A 20,598-nucleotide genomic window follows, 5' to 3' on the forward strand; every position below is an offset into this window, starting at 1 on the left:
AGGCTCAGCCCGCGTAGCCCGGCGGCGGTACGAAGGCGCGGTGGTGCTGCTCGAGGAGTGCTGCCACAGCGAGGGCCGTGCGGTCGCCAAGGTAGGGGCCGGCGATCTGGCAGCCGACGGGGAGACCGTCGTCGGTGATGCCGAGCGGTACGGCGGTGGCCGGCAGATAGGCGTTCAGGGTCAGCCCCGCCCAGCGCAGGATCTCCGTGTAGGGTCGCGCCTGCCCGTCGACCTCCAGGGTGCGCGCCTGCATGGGCTCGCTGTGGTCGTGGGGGAAGGCCGGGACGTGTGCGCAGGGGCACAGCAGCACATCGAAGTCTTTGAAGAAGTCCGCCCAGGCGCGGCGTGTGCGCTGTCGCCGCTCGTCTTCGCGCAGCCAATCGCGATGCGACAGGGCGATCCCGCGCAGCTGCAAGAGCGGTTCACTCATGTCCTCGGGGGCCGCGGCGGCGACGGCTGCGGCGGCCTGTTCCCGCACCGCCGCCGGCATGTCCGCGCCGAGGATGGAGAGCATGAGCATGGTGTAGTTTTCGTGGTTCGCCTGCGCATCGAAGGCCGGCCTCGCTTCCCGGTCTACCTGCGCGCCGAGCTCCTCGAGGGTCTCGGCCGCAGCGAGTATGTGCGCCCGCACCGCTGGATGCACGGGACAGAAGGGATCATCGGCCCATACGGCCACCCGCAGTTCGCCAGGTTCCCGGAAGCGTGCCGGTGCCAGGGCCGGCGCGCCGGCGCAGGGACCGGCGATCGACGCTGCGGGCCCGAGGAGCAGCGCCAGGGCCTGCTCCAGGTCCGCGACGCTGGTGGCCAGCGGGCCGGCGACGGAGAGATCCGGTTCGCGCAGCAATCCCTCGGCGGGCGGGATGTGGCCGAGGAGGCTGATCAGGCCGTAACTCGACTTGTGACCGAACACGCCGTTGAAGTGGCTCGGCGTGCGGATAGAACCACCGATGTCGGAGCCGAGCTCCAGGGGCGTCAGCCCGGCGGCGAGGGCCGCCGCTGCGCCGCCGGAGGAGCCGCCGCAGGTGCGGTTTTTGGCCCAGGGATTGTTGGTCGTCCCGTAGACGTCGTTGTAGCTCTGCAGGTCTGCGCTCATGAACGGCACGTTGGTCTTACCGAGGAGGATCGCCCCGGCGTCGAGGTACCGCTGCACGGCTACGGCGTTTTCTGCCGCAGTCCTGCCCGCTCGCTCTGCGATACCGGCGACCGTTGGCAGATCCCCGGTTGCAAAGGCATCCTTGATGGTGAGTGGCACCCCGTGCAGGGCACCCCAGTCTTCACCGCGCGCAGCGGCGGCGTCTGCTTCCCGCGCCCGCTGCCGCGCGGCCTCCGGGTTCACCGCAATCACCGCGTTGAGCGCGCCGTTATGGGTGTCGATGCGCCCGAGAAAGAATTCCACGGCGTCCACGGCGCTGGCGCGACCAGCCTTGATGTCGCCGGCAAGGGCGAAGGCGCTTCGGTAGAGAAAGCTCACGGCATGCTCCTGTTGCCACTGACGGGGGCATCATAGCAGGGCGCCCGGCGCCATCGCGGCGGTGTTTGCTGTCACGGAAAATTCACAAAAACACGGTTGCGCGTCACCTCCCTGTCACTCTCCGTCGTTAGCCTTGGTCCCATGAGCGTGCTCAAAGACATCCAGGTGCTTGACCGCCGGCTCCTCCTCCTCCTCGGGCAGTCGCAGAGCTGGCTGGCGCAGAACGCCCGTCGCGTTTCGCGCACAGCCGACGGCCATCTCTATGTGATCCTGCCGCTTCTGCTGTCCATGGCAGGCGACGCCGGTGACCGGCTGCTGCTGGCCACGGCCCTGGCCTTCGCGGCGGAGCGACCGGTCTACTGGGTGCTCAAGAACTCGCTCCGGCGCAGGCGGCCGGCGCAGGCCCTGCCGGGTTTTACAAGCACGATCATCGCCTCCGACGAATTCAGCTTTCCCTCGGGGCATACCTCGGCGGCTTTTCTCTTCAGCACGCTTCTCTGCCTGCAGTTCGGGCCCCTGGCGCTGCCGGTCTACGGCTGGGCCATGGCTGTGGGCATGTCGCGCGTTTATCTCGGCGTGCACTTCCCCACGGATACCCTGGTCGGCGCCGCACTCGGCATGAGCCTCGCCCTCGCGGTCACGGCTTCACTCACCTGAGCGGCGAGGAGCAGCGGCGTGCGCATTCTTTACGGCGTCCAGGGTACGGGAAATGGCCACCTGAGCCGGGCCCGTGCCATGGCGAGAGCCTTTGCCGGGCGCGGTGTCACGGTCGATTATCTGTTCAGCGGCAGGCCCCGGGCAGGGTTTTTCGCCATGGGCTGTTTTGGCGACTTCCAGTGGCGCCGCGGGCTGACCTTCGTCAGCGAGGCGGGCCGCGTGAGCTACCTGAAGACAGTCCTCGGCAATGACTACCCCGCCTTCCTCCGGGATGTACGCGCGCTCGACGTTGCCCCCTACGACATCATTCTCAGCGACTTCGAGCCGGTGACCGCCTGGGCCGGGTGGCTTCGACGCAAGGTGGTGGTGAGCCTCGGGCACCAGCCGGCTTTCGACTACCGGGTTCCCATGGACCGGCGAGATCTGCGGGCGCTTGCGGTGATGCGTCTCTTCGCGCCGGGGACTGTGCGCATCGGCATGCACTGGGCACCCTTCGGGGCGCCGCTTTTGCCGCCGCTCGTTGATCTGGATCCGGCGCCGCCCCGGCGACGACGGGGCAAGATTCTCGTCTATCTGCCTTTCGAGGATCCTGGGGCGGTCAGTGCTCTGCTGCGGCCCTTTCTTGCCCACGAGTTCTTCGTCTATGCCCCGGGCTCGGAATACCGGGACGAGGGCAATCTGCACCTGCGGCCCACTTCCCTCGAAGGCTTCCGCCGCGACCTGGCCGACTGCGATGGCGTCATCGGCAACGCGGGTTTTGAGCTGGCCAGCGAGTGCCTCGCCCTCGGTAAACGTCTCCTTGTGAAGCCCCAGGGACGGCAGATGGAGCAGGCGTCGAATGCGCTGGCGCTGCATCAGCTTGGTTACGGGGCGTGCATGGAGCGGTTGGACGCGCGCCGTATCGGCGACTGGCTGGACAGCGGCAGCCCGCCACCGCGGCTGCATTTCCCTGATGTGGCCGGCGCGCTGGTGGACTGGCTCCTCGCCGGCGATTACCGGGGGCACGCGCTCTCGGCTCTCAGCGACCGGCTCTGGAACGGTGTGCGCCTGGAGCGGGTCGCCGAAAGCGTGAGCCCGGCCCCCGCACAGTCTCTGGCGCTGACGGCCTAGCCGCTCTACGCAGGGTTCCTGCATCGGCCCATGCGCAGGCCGGCACAGTTTATCCGGACCCCGTCGATCCAGGGCCGCAGCGCTGGGCTTCAGCGCATGGTGTGCAGAAACTGCAGGTGATTCTCGTACTGGCCGAGCACGTCGTGGGTAATCTGTGCGCGGGTCCAGCCCATAATGCAGTAGTCCTGGCCGCCCTCGGCAAGGTGGACCTCTGCGCGGTAGAATTTGTCCTCGTCGCCCAGTTCTTCAAGGGCCTTGCCGGCGATGACGTCGCCCGGTAACGCATGGGCGCGGCAGCGAACCTCGTAGACGAAATCCGTCTCCTCTCCGTGGTAGGCCTCCAGACGCACGGCACCGCGGCTGCCGATATCGTTGAACACCCGGGCCTCGATGTCGTGGCCCGCCAGCTCCCCGGCGAACTCGCGCAGCGCCGGCAGTACGTTCTCGCGCATGAAGCTGTGCACAGTGCGGTCACCGGGGTAGTTGAGCAGGTTGTCGAGGCGCGTGCGCCAGTCGCCAGGGTTGGCCAGCAGTGGCGAAACGCTCTGGGTATCGCGCTTGGTGACATCCAGGTGCAGAGCGCGGCCGAAGCCCCAGATCGCACCGAGGAGGGCCACGGAGAAGGGCAGGGCGCTGGCGATGGCCGCTGTCTGCAGCGAGGCCAGGCCGCCGGCCAGGAGCAGCACGGTGGCGATCAGGCCAATGATGACGGTCCAGAAGATGCGCTGGGGCCAGGGAGTATCGTCGCGGCCCTTGGCGGCGAGCATGTTCAGCACCATGGCGCCGGAGTCGGCGGAGGTGACGAAGAACACGACCACCATGAGCAGGGAAATGGTCGATAGCACCGTTGGCATGGGTAGGTACTCGAGAAAACGGAACAGCGCGATTGCATTGTTCTCCTGCACCGCATCCGCCAGCGCCGTCTGGCCGCCGTGGAGGATCAGCTCGATGGCGCTGTTGCCGAAAATCCCCATCCACAGCAGGGTGAAGCCACAGGGCACGAGCATGGCGCCGAGAATGAATTCCCGGATGGTCCGCCCGCGGGAGATGCGCGCAATGAACAGACCGACAAAGGGGGACCACGACAGCCACCAGCCCCAGTAGAAGATTGTCCAGCCGCCGAGCCAGTCCGTGGGGTCGTAGGCATACAGGTTGAAGGTATAGCTGACGAGGTCACTGACGTAGCTGCCGAGGTTCTCGATGGTGCCCTGGAGTACGACGACCGTCGGCCCCGCCAGAAGCACCCCGATCAGGAGGAGGATGGCAAGCACGATGTTGATCTCGGAAAGGCGCTTGATACCCGCGTCCAGGCCGAGGACCACCGATATGGTCGCCAGCAGCATTGTGCCGACGATCAGAGCGACCTGTATGCCCGGGGAGATCGGTAGGCCGACCAGATAGTTCAGGCCGCTGTTGATCTGCAGCACGCCCAGGCCGAGGCTGGTGGCGACGCCGCAAGTGGTGCAGACGATGGCAAAGATATCGACGATGGCGCCCGGCGTACCGTAGATGCGCTCGCCGATGAGCGGGTAAAACGCCGAGCGCAGCGTCAGCGGCAGGCTGTGGCGGTAGGCGAAGTAGGCCAGCACGAGGGCGACGATGGCGTAGATGGACCAGGCGTGCACGCCCCAGTGGAAAAAGGTGAGTTTCATGGCCTGAGCGGCGGCATCGCTACCGCCCCCTTCGCCGTGGGGGGGCTGCAGATAGTGCATCACCGGCTCCGCCACACCGTAGAACATGAGACCGATACCCATCCCGGCGGCGAACAGCATGGCAAACCAGGAGCTGTAGCTGTAGGCGGGTTCCGAATGGTCCGGGCCCAGCTTGATGTCGCCGTAGCGGGACAGGCCGAAAACGATTACGGCGACCAGGATGATGGCGACCACCAGCACGTAGTACCAGCTGCCGTAGTGGACAATCGCATCCTGCATGGTCTGGAAGACGGCGTTACTGGCGTTCGGCGCAAAGCCTGCGATAAGCACCAGCAGCACGAGGATTGCGGTTGCGGGCCAGAAGACGCTGTGATCGACGACCAGCCATGGCTTCCGTTCGGGCGCTTGCTGCATGGGTCTCTCCCTTGTGATGCCCTGCTCCGATTACTTTGCTTTCTCAGCAAACAGGGGCTCCCGAGGGCGTCTTCTGGCATCGCCCCGGTGTAAATCCCGGCGCAGTATAACGCAGCCGAAAGTAAAAGCTTTGGCCAATAATGATTGTGGTTTTATCAAAAATCGCATATTGCGTTCTAATTCTGTCAAAACGCTTATTTTTGTTGATATTTACTTCGATTGCTCATCGCTGTGGTATTGGCAAAATGCTTTGGCCTATAATTGTCGCTGACCAAAAGTAATATCCGTCAACAATAAGCCGGCGGCACGCCAGTTCAGAACGGCCGCAGCGGGTACTCGTACGTTTTCATCCTATCGGAGGGACAACCCATGGCACGACTGCCTTTATTCAACCGCAAGGCGCTTAGCCGCGCCGTCCTCTCGGCTGTGGCCGGCGGCACCATCGCCAGCGGCGCCCAGGCTCAGCTGGAGGAGGTTATCGTCACCGCGACCAAGCGCGCAGCGAGCACCCAGGACATCCCGCTCTCGGTTCAGGCGCTCGGGCAGGACAGCCTCGAGCAGATGGGTGTGGGCAACTTCGAGGACTACCTCATCCAGCTGCCCGGCGTCACCGCCGGCGGCAGCGGTCCCGGTCAGAACACCATCTATATTCGCGGCATTGCCTCCACCACGCCGAACCTCACCACCGCCGGCGTTGCCGGCCTGTCGCCCAATGTCGCTTTCTATCTCGACGAGCAGCCGCTGGCCCAGCCCGGCCGGAACCTTGATGTGTACGCCGCGGATATCAACCGCGTGGAGGTCCTTGCCGGCCCCCAGGGCACGCTCTTCGGTGCCAGCTCCCAGGCCGGCACGGTGCGCCTGATCACGAACAAGCCTGACTTTACCGGCACCTATGGCCGCCTCAAGGCCGGCACCTCCTGGACCAAGGGCGGTGAGATGAGCAACAACGTCGAGGGGATGTTCAACCTGCCCGTGTCCGACAAGCTCGCGCTGCGCGGGGTGGTCTACACGGATAACATGGGCGGCTATGTCGACAACGTCCCGGGAACGCTCACCGCGCGTGAGAGTGCCCGTTTCCGGCCTGCCGGTACCGTGCGTGCCAATGGCGTGGCCGTGAGCGATCGCCGTGCCGGCTCCCAGTCCACCTCGGACCTGTCGGGCGTTACTTTCCTTGAGGCCGATAACGGCAATCTCGCCGAGGAAGACTTCAACGACGTTGCCTATAATGGCTTTCGGCTTTCCGGTGTCTACCTGATCAACGAGAATTGGGATCTGACGGTCTCGCACATGCAGCAGGAGCTGGATGCCGATGGCGTTTTCTATTCCGATGGAGATCTCGACGACTACGAGGTGACCCGCTTTACCGAGGACAGCCTCGAGGACAGCTTCCACAACACGGCGTGGACGCTGAAGGGTCGCATCGGTGAGCTTGAGGCGCTCTACACCGGTGCCTTCACCGGTCGCGAGACGGATCAGCTTGTGGACTATTCGGATTATCTGTTCGTCGGCGAGTACCTGCCTTATTATATCTGCGATAGCTCCGTGAGCTACCCGGGGGACGCCGCCCCGGCCGGTACCTGCCAGCCGCCGGACCTGCAGGTGAACTCCATCACGGACACCCAGGTCTGGACTCACGAGGTGCGCTTCAATACACCGGAAGACCGCCGCCTGCGCGCGACTTTCGGCGGCTTCTACAGCGATCTGCAGATCGAGGAACGTAATGACTTCGTTTACCCGGGCTCCGCGGTAGTCGACGGCTACGGCGTGCAGACGGGCTTCTCGCCCAACTTCCCGTTCACCACGGGCTTTACGTCGGATCCGGGCCCCTTCCCGTCGGGCACGATTTTCCGCAACGACGTCAAGCGTACCGATGAGCAGTTCGGCTTCTTCGGTGAAGCGACCTATGACCTCAGTGATACCCTGGCGCTCACCGTTGGCGCCCGCTATTACGACATCGAGGTGGATCTCGAGGGCGGTGCAAACTCGTCGTTCTGTAACCTTTTCCAGCCCGACTCCAACTCCTTCGGCACGGATATTTCCGACCTCTACAACGGCGACGATCAGATTACCTTCCGCGGTACCTGCGACCCCGCTCAGCAGCTGACCTACACGCCGGATAACATCGACGAGGCGCCGGCTCAGGTCGCCAATGCGCTGCAGAATGCGCCGGACGTGGCCCAGACCGACGGCGTGATCGGCAAGCTCTCCCTGTCCTGGACGCCGACCATGAACCAGCTCTGGTTCGTGACCGTGTCCGAAGGCTTCCGCCCCGGCCTGCTCAATCGGCCGGGCGGCGCCAATGGGCCGGGCGACTACACGGTCCCCTTTGCCCTCGATACGGATGAGGTCACCAACTACGAGCTCGGCTGGAAGCTCGATCTCGCAGACCAGACCCTGCGTTTCAACGGCAGCCTGTTCTTCATCGACGTCGAGGACCTGCAGACGACGATCTTCGATCCGAGCATCGTCAACCTGTTCTTCTCCGACAACGCGGCCAACGCCGAGATCCTCGGCATGGAAGGCACCGTCACCTGGGCCCCGGCCTCGATCCCGGGCCTGACCGTCAGCGGCGCCTTCTCCATCCTTGATACGGAGATCACGGACATCCTGACGCCCACAGATGATGTTCGGGAAGGCGATTCGCTGGCCTTCGCGCCGGAGTTCCAGGGCAACCTGCGGGCCCGTTACGAGTGGGATCTGGAAAACGGCATGCGCGCGCATTTCATGCCGCACCTTGCGTACTCCGACAAGGCCTACAGCGACATCATCACCATCAACCGGCAGGAGCTGGATTCCTGGTTGCTGGCAGGTGTCACCGCCGGCGTCAGCACCAGCAGCTGGATGGCAGAACTGTTCGTGGATAACCTCACGGACGAGGCAGCGGAGTTGTCCATGAACTTCGTCAACGACCGCAACCGCCCGACCCTGGCCCGTCCGCTCACTGCCGGTATACGCTTCAGCTACGACTTCCAGTGACGCCACCGCGAGTGGCAACGGGGCCGTCCCGGTGACGGAAAGCACGGCGCCGCCCGAACGGGCGGCGGTACAGGCAAGGATGCGCGCCGGCAATTTTGCCGGCGCGTTGTCGTTGCTTGCTTCCGGCATTGCGCATGGCTCTGTCGAGGCCCTGTACCTGGCTGCGGTCTGCCACCGTTTTCTCCGCGCCTTCGACGATGCGCGCAGCTGTCTTGATCGGGTGCTTGCCGCGGAGCCGGAGCACGGCCACGCGCTGCAGGAGCTCGGCCATCTCTGTCGCGACCGCGGCGAGACCGATGCTGCCCTGCACGCCTATGCAGAAGCCTGCCGGGTGAACCCCTCCCTGGAAGCCAGCCTCCGCGGGCAGCTTGCGATCCTCGAGGCCCGCGATGAGCGCGCGGCCGCATCCGCAGTGGCGGCCCAGCTCGAGCGGCTGCAGGCGCTGCCGCGGCCGCTGGTGGCAGTCACGGATCTTCTCGCCCGCGGCCGCGTGCTCAAGGCCGAGACGCTCTGCCGGCGTTTCCTCCGGGAAAGGCCCCGGCATGTGGAGGGTATGCGCCTGCTGGCGGAGATCGGCGTCCGCCTGGGTGCTCTGGAAGAGTCGGAGTTTCTCCTCGAGAGCGCGGCGACCTTCGAGCCCGGCAACCTGCCTGCCCGCATCGACTATGTGCGCGTGCTCGGTCGCCGGCAGAAGTTCGCCCGGGCCCGGGAGGAGGCCGGTCGGCTCCTGGCGGAACACCCGGATAACGTCCAGCTCCGCTCCCTGCACGCGGTGGAATGCCTTAAGGCGGGTGCCTATGAGGATGCTCTTGCCGGTTTTTCCGCGGTGCTTGAGCAACTGCCCGCGGACCCGGTTACCCACACCTCCCGGGGTCATGCACTGAAGACCTGTGGTGCCTACGACGAGGCGGTCGGCGCCTACCGCGCGGCGCTTGCCAGCCGGGAGCGCCACGGGGAGGCCTGGTATTCCCTCGCGAATCTGAAGACCTACCGCTTTGACGAGGGCGAAGTCGCTGCCATGGCGAGGGTGCTCGAGACTCCCGGCCTGGGTGCGGCGGACCGGGTCTACCTGTCCTTCGCCCTCGGCAAGGCCTTTGAGGATCGCAAGGCCTACGCGCGCTCCTTCCGGCACTACGCCGAAGGCAATCGTGTGAAGAAAGCAGCGGGCCGCTACGATGCGGAGGTCATGACCCGGGAGCTGGCGGCGCAGCGCGAGTGCTGCGATCGCGCGCTCTTCGAGACCCGGGAGGGCTCGGGCTGCGGGGCGCCCGACCCGATTTTTATCGTCGGCATGCCCCGCGCCGGCAGTACGCTCCTTGAGCAGATCCTGTCATCCCACAGCCAGATCGATGGCACTCAGGAGCTGCCGAACATCCTGGCGCTCAGTCAGCAGCTCCGACGCCGGGAGGTGGCCGGGGCGACGCCGGGCTACCCGGGGGTGCTGCGCGTGCTCGATGACGCCTCCCTTGAGGCGCTGGGTGAGCGCTTCCTTCAGGAAACACAGATCCACCGCCAGGGCGCACCGCGCTTCATCGACAAGATGCCGAACAATTTCCGGCACATCGGTCTCATCCACCTGATCCTGCCGCAGGCGCGCATCATTGACGCGCGTCGCGAGCCGATGGCCTGCTGCTTCAGCAACTTCAAGCAGCTGTTCGCCGAGGGGCAGGAGTTCAGCTACGACCTCGGCGACACCGGGCGTTACTACCGCGAGTATGTGGAACTCATGGACCACTGGGATGCGGTGCTCCCGGGAAAGGTGCTGCGCGTGCAGCACGAGGATCTGCTCGACGATCTGGAGGGGCAGGTGCGGCGCATGCTCGACTTCCTCGGCCTGGCCTTCGAGCCCGCCTGCCTGCGCTATTGGGAGACGGAGCGCGCCGTGCGCACGCCAAGCTCGGAGCAGGTCCGCCAGCCGATCTTCCGCAGCGCACAGGAACAGTGGCACAATTACGCCCCCTGGCTACAACCCCTGCGCGATGCGCTCGGAGAGCGCCTGGCGCCGGGGGCCTGAGGTTCCGTGGCGGGACGCCAAGACGCAAGGATCATGGCCGAACTGGAAGACGAAGTGCTGGTATCGCTGCGACGCATCATGCGCGCGACGAGTATTCATTCGAGGAAGCTTGGCAAGGTCATGGGCCTTACCACGCCGCAGCTTGTGGTGATCAGGGCCATCGGCGAGGAAGGTTTGCCGACCGCCAGCGATATCGCGCGCGCGGTCAGTCTCAGCCAGGCCACCGTAACCACCATCCTCAATCGCCTTGAGGACAAGCAGCTGCTCACCCGGGAACGCAGCGTCGTCGACCGGCGCCGGGTCAAGGTGCAGCTCACGGATCTTGGCAAGCAGGTACTCCGCGAGGCGCCCATGCCGCTGCAGGAAAGCTTCTCGGCGCGCTTCTCCGTGCTGCCGCGCTGGGAGCAGCATCAGATCGTCTCCGCCCTTGAGCGGGTGGCGACGATGATGGATGCAGAGGAGCTGGATGCGGCCCCGCTGCTGGCCAGTGGCGACGAGGTGGTCTAGGGATTTTTTTCGGTGCCGGGCATCCCCCGGTGGCGGCTCGACGTATACTGGACAACCCCCTGGCTAGAACTCCGACGATGGCAGAGTCCCCCACCGCCGATAAGCGCTCGCTGATAACGCTGTTTCGCTATTTTGTCCTTATCCTTGGCCCTGAGCATCGTTTCTACACGCTCACGATCCTCTATGGCATCGGTATCAGCGTGCTCTCCGTGGCGACGCCGGTGTCGGTGCAGATGCTGGTCAACAGCGTCGCTGCCACCGGTCTGCCGACGCCGCTCATCGTGCTGGCCCTGTCGCTCTTCGGTCTTCTGCTTATTGCCGGCGCGCTGCGGGCGCTGCGCATCTACGTCATGGATGTGTTCGGCCGGCGCTTCTACGCGCGGCTTGTGTCGGAGATTTCCCTGCGGGCCCTCTATGCGCGGAACCCCCACTTCGAGGACAACCAAAAGGGACCGCTCTTCAACCGGTACTTCGATATCATTCAGGTCATGATCCGGATGCCTGACATCCTGATCGGCGGCTTCACAATCATCCTGCAGGCCGCCGCCGGCTTTGTCCTGACGTCGTTCTACCACCCGTTCCTGCTGGTCTTCAATCTGGTGATTGTTGCGCTGCTCTGGCTGGTGTGGCTCATCTGGGGGCCGCGGGCGATCCGCTCCGCGGTGGAGCTGTCGCACCGAAAGCACGTCACGGCCGCCTTCCTGGAGGGACTAGGCAAGTCGAATGGCTTCTTCAAGAGTGCGCGCCATATCGACGACGCGCTCGAGCGCACGGACCAGGTCACCGGAGCATACATCGAGCAGCACCGACATCTGTTCCGCCAGCATTTCTCGCAGACCCTGTGCTTCCTGTTCATCTACGCCGCAGGCAGCGCCGCCCTACTCGGGCTCGGCGGCTGGCTGGTCATCGAGGGACAGCTCTCCCTCGGTCAGCTCGTGGCGGCGGAGCTGGTGCTGTCCGTAGTTCTCTACGGCATTTCCCAGCTCGGTATTTATCTCAACTATTTCTATTATCTGTGCGCCGCGGTGGATGAGCTTTCGCTGTTCATGCAGGTAGAGCAGGAGCGGCCGGAGGAGCCCCTGCATCGCCTGGCCCTCGACGCCCGCCTCGACTTCGTTGCCGTGCGCACCGCTTTCCGTGGTATCACGGTAGCGCTGGACTGTCGCATCCCGGCCGGTGCCCGGGTTTGCGCCTACGCCGGCAGCCACCTCGCCCAGCGTCTCTTTACGGAGCTCCTGAAGTGCCACGAGGCGCCGGAAAACGGCTACATCGCCCTCGGCGATCAGGATCTCCGCTCCCTGAAGGTCCACGAGGCCCGGCAGGAGATCATCGTCCTCGATCGGCCCTCGGCAGTCGAAACGGATATTCGTGACTACCTGCGCCTGAGTGCCGACGATGAACACGCTATGGACGTCATGACCGCCATACGTGCGGTAGGTCTGGAGCGGTCGATCACGGAACTTGCCAACGGCCTCGATACCCCTCTGGTTGCGACCGGCTGGCCACTGTCGATCACCGAGACCATGCAACTGAAACTGGCGGCAGCGCTTATCGCCTGCCCCCGGGTGCTGGTGCTATCGCAGGTCTATGACGCCGTGCCTGAGGGGCACCTCAAGGCGTCGCTTGATCTGCTGCAGGCACGCGCGGGGACCACGGTGATCTACTTCACCAACAAGCACACGGATTTCAGCTTCACCGCCTGGCTTCACCTGGGCCGCGACGAGCAGCAGCTTTTCGATAGCTACGAGCGCCTCTGTGATGCAATGGGTTTCGAACGACTCACCCTGCGGGAGCCCGTCGAGGGCCACGGCATGGAGTCCAGCGGTACCCGGGAGGGCGTGTAGATGCCCTACTTCGACGTCCACGGCGCCAAGTTCACGACCCTCAACGGCATCCGCACGCCACGGGTGGCGCGGGCGATCGGCTTCAGCCTGGTGCTCTTCATCGCTGGGATTATCCTGTTCCTCGCCTTGGTGCCCTGGGTGCAGACGGCGAGCGGGCCGGGCAAGATCACTGCGCTCAATCCCAATGACCGTCTCCAGGAAATCAACGCGCTGGTTTCCGGCCGCATTGAGCAGTGGTACGTCCGCGACGGCAGCCGGGTCAAGGTGGGTGACCCCATCGTTCGCATCGTTGACAACGACCCACAGCTCCTCGAGCGACTGCGAAGCGAGCGGCAGCAGGTGGTCGCCAACCTGAGCGCCGCGGAAACTGCGCTGGAGATCGCCGAGATCGATCGCCGGCGCATGGAGGAATTGTTCGAGCAGGGGCTCGCGGCGCGCCGGGAGTTCGAGCAGGCAAGGATTCGTGTCGAGGAACTGCGTTCGCGCGTTGCCCAGGCCGCGGCGGAGGTGAGTCGTGTCGACGTAAAACTCTCCCGTCAATCGGTGCAGATTGTGCGTGCGCCCCGGGATGGCACAATCCTGCGGGTCAACGCCGGTGATACCGCGACCTTCGTTTCTATGGGGCAGGTCGTGGCTACCTTCGTGCCGGATAACGTCGAGCGCGCCCTGGAGCTCTATATCGACGGGCGGGATGTTGCCATCGTCCGGGTCGGTGCGCCGGTGCGCATTCAGTTCGAGGGCTGGCCGGTGATCCAGATCAGCGGTTGGCCGTCGAAGGCCGTGGGCACCTTCGCCGGTCGGGTGGTGGCCATCGATGCCTCGGCCGAGGCCAATGGCCGCTTCCGTATCCTCGTGGAGGAGGACAAGAACTGGAAGGATCCCTGGCCCGCAGCGAGTTTCGTGCGTTTCGGTTCCAAGGCCCGGGGCTGGGTGCTGCTCGATACGGTACCCGTAGGCTTCGAGATCTGGCGACAGCTGAACAACTTCCCGCCCAACTTCCCGACGGGCGGGCAATCGCCGGCGGGCGGGGGGGCGTGATGCGCTTCTGGTTCTCCATCCTGCTGCTGGGCCTGGTGGCAGGCGCCTCTGCCGCTGAGGAGGACCTTGCCACGCCGCTTGCGCCGGAGGAGGTGCTGGCCGCCTCCGGCAAGCACTTTCCCGGCATTCTCAAGGCCATCGCCGAGCGCCGGGCCGCCGAGGGCCAGGTGACCGAGGCCCTCGGTGCTTTTGACCTCCTTTTCAAGGGCGACAGCACCACCTGGGCCGACGGTTACTACGACGGGCGCTATGCCGAGGGCGGCGTTAGCCGCGCGCTGCGACCCCTCGGTGCCGAGCTCTACAGCAAGTACAGCCTCTCCCGGGGCGATTTCCCCATTTACCAGGACGAGCAATTCACCAACGAGGGTGGCGACCTCAAGCTCGGTGTGCTGTTCAGCCTGCTGCGGGACCGGGATATCGATGAGCGCCGCTTTCGCGAACGTGACAGCCGCCTCGCCCTGCAGCAGGCCGATCTGGAGGTCCTGCTCACCCGCGTGGGTGTGCAGCAGCAGGCGCTTGTGGCGTATTGGGAATGGGTCGCGGCCGGGCAGCAGCTGGAGATTTACGAAAACCTTCTGGCCATCGCCCTGGAGCGGGAGCAGGGCCTGGAGCGGCAGGTAAAGGCCGGACGCCGGGCCGAGATTTTCCTCACCGAGAATGCCCAGAACATCACACGCCGCCGCACCCTGGTGACTACCGCAGAGCGAGACTTCCGTCGGGCCGGTAACCGGCTCGCTTTCTTTCTGCGCGATGACCGGGGCCTGCCCCTCGTGCCGGATCCGGCCAGGCTGCCGCGCCCGGAGGTAGCCACGCCGCGGGAGAGCGCAGCCGTGCCGCCCCTGGACATCCCCATGACCCTCGAACGAAGGCCGGAGCTGCGGATTCTGCAGACAGCCATGCAGCGCGCGCTGCGCACGGTGGAGCTGTCGGAAAATGCACTGCTGCCCCAGCTTGACCTGAACCTCGAACTGTCCCAGCCCTTCGGCGACCTGGGTGAGGGCGGTGTGTCCCGGGACGAGACCGACACCATTGTCGGCCTGACCTTCTCCGTGCCTCTCGAGCGCCGTGCGGCGCGCGGCAAATTGTCTCAGGCCGAGGCCCGGCTCGCGGCGCTGCGCGCTGAGCGCCGGCGCCTTGAGGACCAGGTGGAAATCGAGCTGCGCAATATTCTGCTCGAGCTCAATATTGCCGTGCGTCTTATGGCGCTCGCGGCGCTCGAGGTGGATCAGTCCGAGACCATGCGGCGGGCCGAGGTGGCGCGCTTCGAGAGCGGCGCCAGTGATTTTTTCCTCGTCAACATCCGCGAGGAAACCGCGGCTGACGCCCGGGTGCGCTATTTCGATGCCTATCGCCGGACGCGCATAGCCCGGGCGAATTACGACGCCGCAACCGTGAACCTCGGGCGGCTGGGAATTACTGACTGATCGCACCGCCCCGGCGCTGCGCGGGATACTAGGCACCGTGCCGCTCCGGGGTCTATGCTAGGGCCTTCGGGGGAGATGAAGCCCCAAAAACGGTTATCGAGGAGAGCATTATGAAGACCCCGCTCCGCCGCCTTGTACTGCTGCCGCTGTTGCTGGCCCTGGGCGCCTGTTCGAACCTTTCCGAGCGTGGCTACGAGCGTTGCATTGTCGGCTTTACCGCCGCTGGCGGCGCGGTGGGGGGCGGTGTTTCCGGCGGCTCTGGCGTACTGCCCGGAACGGCGGGCGGCGCCGCCTTATCCACGCTCTTCTGCGTGGAGGCCGAGCCGCCGCCACCGCCGGCGGATAGCGATGGTGATGGCGTGGCCGAAGGCAGCGATAGCTGCCCCGGCACCCCTGCCGGTGCGCGTGTCGACGCCCAGGGTTGCGCCCTCGACAGCGATGGCGACGGTGTACCAGATTACCGCGACCGATGCGCCGGCACCCCGGCCGGGGTGACCGTTGACGATGTCGGATGTCCCGTCAAGGACGAGGTGGTTCTCACCGTGAACGCAGTGAACTTCGCTTTTGACAGCGCCGAGCTGGACGCAGCCTCCCGACGCGCGCTCGATCGTATCGTCGCGACCGTCAAGGGGCACGGCAGCGTGACCCTCGGCGTCATCGGGCACACGGACAGCTCCGGTCCCGAGGCCTACAACCAGAGGCTGTCCGAGCGTCGCGCAGGGGCCGTGCGCGAATACCTTGTTTCTCAGGGTGTCGCCCCCGATGCGCTGGTCGCCTCGGGCCGCGGAGAGGCCGAGCCGGTAGCCGGCAACGACACCCGCGAGGGCCGTGAGCAGAACCGTCGCGTCGAGCTGGTCGTGCAGTGACGTCGAGGCGGGCTTCTGTCGCCGCTCGCTGGCGCCTGGCCTGTCTCGCAGCGGCCTTCTCGGCCGGTGTCGTTACGACGGCCGTCGCTGCCGACGACCCCTGGCAGACGGTAGAGCCCGCAGGGGCTACCCGCTGCGCCGACGGCAGCCCCTATCGCTTCCATGTGCGCCAGGCGGATCCGTCCCGGTTACTGGTTTTCTTCAACGGCGGTGGCGCCTGCTGGAGCGCCGAGACCTGCGACCCGGCGGGAAGGCCGACCTACCGGTTCCACACCGGCGAGGGGTCCGGTAACGACCCGCGCGCCTACGGCGGCGCCTTTGACCTTGAGAACGCGGAGAACCCCTTCCGCGACTGGTCACAGGTGTTTGTCAGCTACTGCTCCGGAGACGTACACCTCGGTGACGCCACAACCCGCTATGCCGGTCCGGGCGGCGACGTCGTCATGCGCCACGCCGGTCGGGCTAACGCGGATGCTGCCCTTGAGGAGGCGTACGCGCGTTTTCCCGCGGCGCAGCAGGTGGTGGTAGCCGGGGGCAGCGCCGGCGCCCTGGCCTCCCCGGTCTATGCGGCGGTGCTGGCCGAGCGCTATCCAGAGGCTCGCGTGACCCAGCTCGGCGGCGGCGGCGCGGGCTATCGCCTGCCACCCCCCACGATGCTCTGGGAGTCCTGGGGCGTGATTCCGGCGCTACCGGCCGTGTTGGATGCCAGGGCTGTTACCAGTGGCACCCTGCGGATAACAGATCTGTACCGGCTGGCGGCAGCGGCCGCACCACGTATCCGTTTCCACAGCTACGACAACGCCTATGACGCCGTGCAGGAGCAGTTCCTCGCTCTGCTCGGACACCCGGCCGCTTTGCTGCCAGGGCTGGATGCCAACCTCGACGATCTGCACGGAGACCTGCCGTTCCTGCGCAGCTATGTCGCCGGCGGCGACTTTCACACGTTGCTGCGCTTCGACGAGCTCTATACGCGCCGCACCGCCGGCGTGCGTGCCGTCGCCTGGCTCGAGAGCGTGATCGACCCCTCCCGGGATGCCCCGAACGTGCACTGCAGCTGCGACGGGGAGTGCCGCGCTCGCTGAGGCGGCGTTCGTGCCGGTTGCCTTGCTGCTACACTGACTCTTTTCCTGGAGAGCCCCTATGGCCCGGCTGACGTTCTATGGGGCCGCCCGCGAGGTGACGGGTTCCTGCCATCTCCTGGAGGCCCCGGCCATCGGGCGGGTGCTGCTTGACTGCGGCATGCACCAGGGCGGCGATGCCGTCGACCGCAACGACGGCGACTTCGGCTTTGACCCGCAAACTATCGATGCGGTCGTGCTGTCCCACGCTCATCTCGACCACTCGGGGTTGCTGCCGCGGCTCTACCGCCAGGGGTTTCGCGGGCCCATCCACTGCACGGCGGCGACCGCCGAGCTGCTCGAGGTGATGCTCAAGGATGCCGCGGGGCTCTACTTCCGCGATCTCGAGCGCACCAATCTCCGCAACGCCCGCCGCGGGCGCCCGGCGGAGCCGCCGGCCTACGAGCCGGAGGACGTGGCCGCGGTGCTCGACGCCTGCGTCGGACACCGCTACCGGGAGTCGATCAACCTCGGGCCCGCAGCGACGTTGCGCTTCTACGACGCCGGCCACATCCTCGGCTCGGCGATCTGCGAGCTGTCCTTTGAGGCAGAGGAGGGGCCGCGCCGCCTCGTCTTTTCCGGCGATCTCGGCAAGCACGACTCCGTGCTCATGCGCGAGCCGGAGCGGCTGCGCTCGGCGGATATCGTGCTCCTTGAGAGCACCTATGGCGACCGGGAGCACAAGAGCGAGGAGGATACCTTTGCGGAACTCCGGGATGTGCTCCGGGAGACCTGGCGCCGCGGTGGCAACGTGATGATTCCGAGCTTTGCCGTGGGCCGCACCCAGGAGATCATTTTCCATCTCGGGCGCCTCTACTCGGCCGGGGAGCTCGACCCCTGGCAGATCTTCCTCGACAGTCCCATGGCGATCGCCGTCACCCGCGTCTATGACCACTGGCTGAAACTCCTCGACGAAGATGACGTGCACGCGCTCAGCGAACCCCAGCGACGCTCCCTGGAGACCTTCCTGCCCACATTGCGGCTGACCGAGGACACGGAGTCCTCCATGGCCATCAACCGTATCGACCGCGGCGCTCTGATTATCGCCGGCAGCGGCATGTGCACCGGTGGCCGCATCCGGCACCATTTCAAGCAGCGTATCTGGGACGCCCGCAATACCGTGGTCTTCGTCGGTTTCCAGGCTGCCGGTACGCTCGGGCGCCTCCTTGTCGATGGTGTGCCGCGCATCCGCCTCTTCGGCGACGACTTCGTGGTCAAGGCACGGGTGGAGACCCTGGGCGGCCTCTCGGCGCACGCCGGGCAGAGCGGTCTCGTGTCCTGGCTCGGGGCCTTCGAGCCGGCGCCGCGCACCGTGCTCGTCCACGGCGAGGTAGGGGCCCAGCAGGCGCTGGCGGCCCGGTTGCGTGGCGAACTGGGCATTGAGGCGGAGATCCCGGCCCGCTACGACCACATTGATTTCTGAGGGAGCCCCCGGTGGTACCGCCGGGGCTCAGGCGCTACAGTAGCGCAGAGCTACCCGACCGAGGAGATTGCCATGCGCCGGCTCAGCCTGTGCCTGCTCGCAGCGGCCCTGCCCGCCTTCGCCGCCGACCCCTTCGATGATTATGAGCCGGTCGAGAATGCCCTTGTGGTTGCCGCTCCCGCGCCGGCGCGGGACGCCGCCGATCCGGCGGTGCAGCGCGGCCGCTACCTCGTCAACCTTCTCGGCTGTGCCAGCTGCCATACGGACGGTGCGCTCCTCGGCGCACCGGAGGAGGCCAGGGCCCTCGCCGGCTCCGGCGTGGGTATTGCCATTTCAGATCCACTGCGAGTGCGCTACCCCGCGGTGGTCTACCCGCCGAACCTGACGCCGGACCCGGAAGCGGGCATCGGCGAATGGCCCGAGGAAGACATCGTCCGCCTGCTTCTGGAGGGTATGGGCCGTCACGGTGGCCGCGCGCTGCCGGTCATGCCCTGGCAAAGTTACGCCCGGCTCACGCCGGAGGATGCAACGGCCATTGCCCGCTACCTGAAGCGCCTTGCGCCCAACCCGCACCAGGTACCTGCGCCGGTGGCGGAGGGGGAACCGGCTCCGGCGCCCTATGTGCACGTGGGACTCTACCAGCGGCGCTAGCTTCCTGAGTCAAAAGCTGGCTGCTGCCTCAGGACACTAGCCTTCGTCAGCCGTGAAGCCGGCGCCGGGTGTGGAGGCGGCTGTGTCGATGACCTGGCCTTCCGCGGCCCGGAGCAGGCGGTCCCAGAGTGCCGCGCCGAGGCCCTCGCGGCCGAAGTCCCGCACGAGGATCGCATCAACCCCGCGTCGGTCCAGGGCGCGCAGGGCCTCGAAAAGGCGTCGGCTGACGGCGGCGAGGTCCCGCTCGCTGCCCAGGATTTCCCGATCGGTGAAGGCTCCCAGCTCGGTGATGTCCTCCTCGGCGAGGAGCAGGCCCGGTGTCTCCCCGGCCGCGATCAGGGCATTGGCTTCGGCGCGCATGCGCGCACGTACTGCGGCCGGCTCCCCGGTGAACAGTCGTACCCGCGCTCGTGGCGAATAATGCTTGAGTAGCTGTCCGGGCGCGTCGCTGGCGCTGTCTTCGGCCAGGTAGCGCGGGGCGAGGGTGGTTTCCGGGAGCACCGCCTGCAGCTCTTCGAGCAGCACGCCGCCCGGGCGCAGCACCACCGGCGCGGTGCCGGTCAGGTCCAGTACCGTGGACTCGACGCCGATGGTCGTGGGCCCGCCGTCGAGCACGAGGTCGATACGGCCATCGAGGTCCTCAAGTACATGGGCTGCGGTGGTGGCTGAGGGCCGGGTGAAGGTATTGGCGCTCGGCGCACCCACGGGGACGTCGGCTGCCAGCAGCAGGGCCCGGGCCAGGGGGTGGGCAGGCATGCGCACGGCCACAGTGTCGCGGCCCGCGGCAATGTTTTCCGGCACGCCGGGCGCGCGTTTCAGGACCAGGGTCAGCGCGCCGGGCCAGAACGCGTTGGCAAGGTGGCGCGCCGCCGGCGGGATGTCCCGGGCCAGCTCGTCGAGCTGCTCGGGGCGGGCTATGTGAGCAATGATCGGGTCGTTTGCCGGGCGCTCCTTGGCCTCATAGATACGGTTCAGGGCGACCGCGTCCATGGCGTTGGCGCCGAGGCCGTAGACTGTCTCCGTAGGAAACGCTACCAGGCCACCGGCACGCAGGATGCGTGCGGCCTCGGCGATGGCTCCGGCATCCGGCTGTTCCGGGTCGACGATGAGGACACGGGTGTCGATGGGTAGTCTCCGGGAGATTGCCGCGGCCCCGGGTGAAACTGTCCGGGTGCCCCGGGGTGGCGTGGTGCCGGGAAGAAGGTGGTAGCTACGGCTGGACTTGAACCAGCGACCCCAGCATTATGAATGCTGTGCTCTAACCAACTGAGCTACGTAGCCACGATCGTGCACCGGCCCCGCCACCCTCGGCGAGGGACGCGAATTCTGTCCATTTCTCGCGGGCAAGTCAAGGCCGGCGGCGCCGGTCCTCGCGGGGGATGCGTCCGTTGACGGTGACCGGGAAGCGGATCGTGCGCGGGTTCAGGCGCCGG

15 protein-coding genes and 1 tRNA gene are annotated in these 20,598 nt (G+C 66.2%); 12 read left to right on the forward strand and 4 right to left on the reverse strand.

Annotated elements, in window-relative coordinates:
- Positions 1-4: 4 nt before the first annotated feature.
- Positions 5-1,471 carry an amidase gene (locus tag HRUBRA_RS04350; RefSeq protein WP_035514859.1) on the reverse strand — a complete coding sequence of 489 codons (1,467 nt, stop codon included), beginning with the start codon at positions 1,469-1,471 and terminating at the stop codon, positions 5-7.
- Between the two features lie 141 nt (positions 1,472-1,612).
- Between HRUBRA_RS04350 and HRUBRA_RS04355 the strand changes: the two genes are divergently transcribed.
- Both HRUBRA_RS04355 and HRUBRA_RS04360 read left to right on the forward strand, forming a co-directional pair.
- Positions 1,613-2,128, forward strand: coding sequence for a phosphatase PAP2 family protein (locus tag HRUBRA_RS04355; protein ID WP_035514933.1), 516 nt, complete (start codon positions 1,613-1,615; stop codon positions 2,126-2,128).
- Between the two features lie 18 nt (positions 2,129-2,146).
- The gene (locus HRUBRA_RS04360) at positions 2,147-3,238 is read left to right on the forward strand and encodes an MJ1255/VC2487 family glycosyltransferase (protein ID WP_035514861.1); all 1,092 of its coding nucleotides are present in this window, start codon (positions 2,147-2,149) and stop codon (positions 3,236-3,238) included.
- Positions 3,239-3,327: 89 nt separating this feature from the next.
- Here HRUBRA_RS04360 and HRUBRA_RS04365 read toward each other — a convergent pair whose 3' ends face one another.
- The gene (locus HRUBRA_RS04365; RefSeq protein ID WP_052094374.1) at positions 3,328-5,304 is read right to left on the reverse strand and encodes a BCCT family transporter; all 1,977 of its coding nucleotides are present in this window, start codon (positions 5,302-5,304) and stop codon (positions 3,328-3,330) included.
- A 369-nt stretch (positions 5,305-5,673) separates the two neighbouring features.
- Between HRUBRA_RS04365 and HRUBRA_RS04370 the strand changes: the two genes are divergently transcribed.
- From HRUBRA_RS04370 to HRUBRA_RS04415, 10 genes are all read left to right on the forward strand, one after another.
- Entirely contained in the window at positions 5,674-8,280 is a 2,607-nt protein-coding gene (locus tag HRUBRA_RS04370) for a TonB-dependent receptor (RefSeq protein WP_035514863.1), read from the forward strand.
- A gap of 31 nt (positions 8,281-8,311) precedes the next feature.
- Positions 8,312-10,294: a tetratricopeptide repeat-containing sulfotransferase family protein gene (locus HRUBRA_RS04375; protein ID WP_035514865.1), complete on the forward strand. Its 1,983-nt coding sequence runs from the start codon at positions 8,312-8,314 to the stop codon at positions 10,292-10,294.
- 33 nt (positions 10,295-10,327) lie between these two features.
- Entirely contained in the window at positions 10,328-10,801 is a 474-nt protein-coding gene (locus tag HRUBRA_RS04380; protein ID WP_035514868.1) for a MarR family winged helix-turn-helix transcriptional regulator, read from the forward strand.
- A gap of 77 nt (positions 10,802-10,878) precedes the next feature.
- Positions 10,879-12,645 (forward strand): ABC transporter transmembrane domain-containing protein, encoded by a 1,767-nt coding sequence (locus tag HRUBRA_RS04385; RefSeq protein WP_035514871.1) that lies wholly within the window; start codon positions 10,879-10,881, stop codon positions 12,643-12,645.
- A complete protein-coding gene (locus HRUBRA_RS04390) occupies positions 12,646-13,683 on the forward strand; it encodes an efflux RND transporter periplasmic adaptor subunit (protein WP_035514872.1) in 1,038 nt (345 codons plus the stop codon).
- Positions 13,683-15,107 (forward strand): TolC family protein, encoded by a 1,425-nt coding sequence (locus tag HRUBRA_RS04395; RefSeq protein ID WP_035514935.1) that lies wholly within the window; start codon positions 13,683-13,685, stop codon positions 15,105-15,107. The genes HRUBRA_RS04390 and HRUBRA_RS04395 overlap by 1 nt, the downstream gene beginning before the upstream one ends.
- Before the next feature lie 110 nt (positions 15,108-15,217).
- Positions 15,218-15,973: an OmpA family protein gene (locus HRUBRA_RS04400; RefSeq protein ID WP_035514873.1), complete on the forward strand. Its 756-nt coding sequence runs from the start codon at positions 15,218-15,220 to the stop codon at positions 15,971-15,973.
- Positions 15,970-17,055 carry a pectin acetylesterase-family hydrolase gene (locus HRUBRA_RS04405; protein ID WP_035514874.1) on the forward strand — a complete coding sequence of 362 codons (1,086 nt, stop codon included), beginning with the start codon at positions 15,970-15,972 and terminating at the stop codon, positions 17,053-17,055. Before HRUBRA_RS04400 ends, HRUBRA_RS04405 begins: the two co-directional genes overlap by 4 nt.
- Positions 17,056-17,113: 58 nt before the next feature.
- The gene (locus HRUBRA_RS04410) at positions 17,114-18,514 is read left to right on the forward strand and encodes an MBL fold metallo-hydrolase RNA specificity domain-containing protein (protein WP_035514875.1); all 1,401 of its coding nucleotides are present in this window, start codon (positions 17,114-17,116) and stop codon (positions 18,512-18,514) included.
- Between the two features lie 72 nt (positions 18,515-18,586).
- Entirely contained in the window at positions 18,587-19,165 is a 579-nt protein-coding gene (locus HRUBRA_RS04415) for a c-type cytochrome (RefSeq protein WP_052094376.1), read from the forward strand.
- Between the two features lie 36 nt (positions 19,166-19,201).
- On the opposite strand, the gene HRUBRA_RS04420 is transcribed toward HRUBRA_RS04415, so the two are convergent.
- On the reverse strand, positions 19,202-20,308 hold the full coding sequence (locus HRUBRA_RS04420; RefSeq protein ID WP_084592443.1) for an L-threonylcarbamoyladenylate synthase: 1,107 nt from the start codon (positions 20,306-20,308) through the stop codon (positions 19,202-19,204).
- 61 nt (positions 20,309-20,369) lie between these two features.
- Positions 20,370-20,446, reverse strand: a tRNA-Met gene (locus HRUBRA_RS04425).
- Positions 20,447-20,598: the final 152 nt, after the last annotated feature.

It is taken from the genome of Pseudohaliea rubra DSM 19751, assembly GCF_000764025.1.
In the GTDB taxonomy this organism is placed as follows: Bacteria; Pseudomonadota; Gammaproteobacteria; order Pseudomonadales; family Halieaceae; genus Pseudohaliea; species Pseudohaliea rubra.

Bases quoted from the DNA above. Each gene is read 5' to 3' on its own strand.
- HRUBRA_RS04355 (WP_035514933.1), top strand. From the start codon at position 1,613: ATGAGCGTGCTCAAAGACATCCAGGTGCTTGACCGCCGGCTCCTCCTC.
- HRUBRA_RS04365 (WP_052094374.1), bottom strand. From the start codon at position 5,304: ATGCAGCAAGCGCCCGAACGGAAGCCATGGCTGGTCGTCGATCACAGC.
- HRUBRA_RS04370 (WP_035514863.1), top strand. From the start codon at position 5,674: ATGGCACGACTGCCTTTATTCAACCGCAAGGCGCTTAGCCGCGCCGTC.
- HRUBRA_RS04380 (WP_035514868.1), top strand. From the start codon at position 10,328: ATGGCCGAACTGGAAGACGAAGTGCTGGTATCGCTGCGACGCATCATG.
- HRUBRA_RS04385 (WP_035514871.1), top strand. From the start codon at position 10,879: ATGGCAGAGTCCCCCACCGCCGATAAGCGCTCGCTGATAACGCTGTTT.
- HRUBRA_RS04390 (WP_035514872.1), top strand. From the start codon at position 12,646: ATGCCCTACTTCGACGTCCACGGCGCCAAGTTCACGACCCTCAACGGC.
- HRUBRA_RS04395 (WP_035514935.1), top strand. From the start codon at position 13,683: ATGCGCTTCTGGTTCTCCATCCTGCTGCTGGGCCTGGTGGCAGGCGCC.
- HRUBRA_RS04400 (WP_035514873.1), top strand. From the start codon at position 15,218: ATGAAGACCCCGCTCCGCCGCCTTGTACTGCTGCCGCTGTTGCTGGCC.
- HRUBRA_RS04410 (WP_035514875.1), top strand. From the start codon at position 17,114: ATGGCCCGGCTGACGTTCTATGGGGCCGCCCGCGAGGTGACGGGTTCC.
- HRUBRA_RS04415 (WP_052094376.1), top strand. From the start codon at position 18,587: ATGCGCCGGCTCAGCCTGTGCCTGCTCGCAGCGGCCCTGCCCGCCTTC.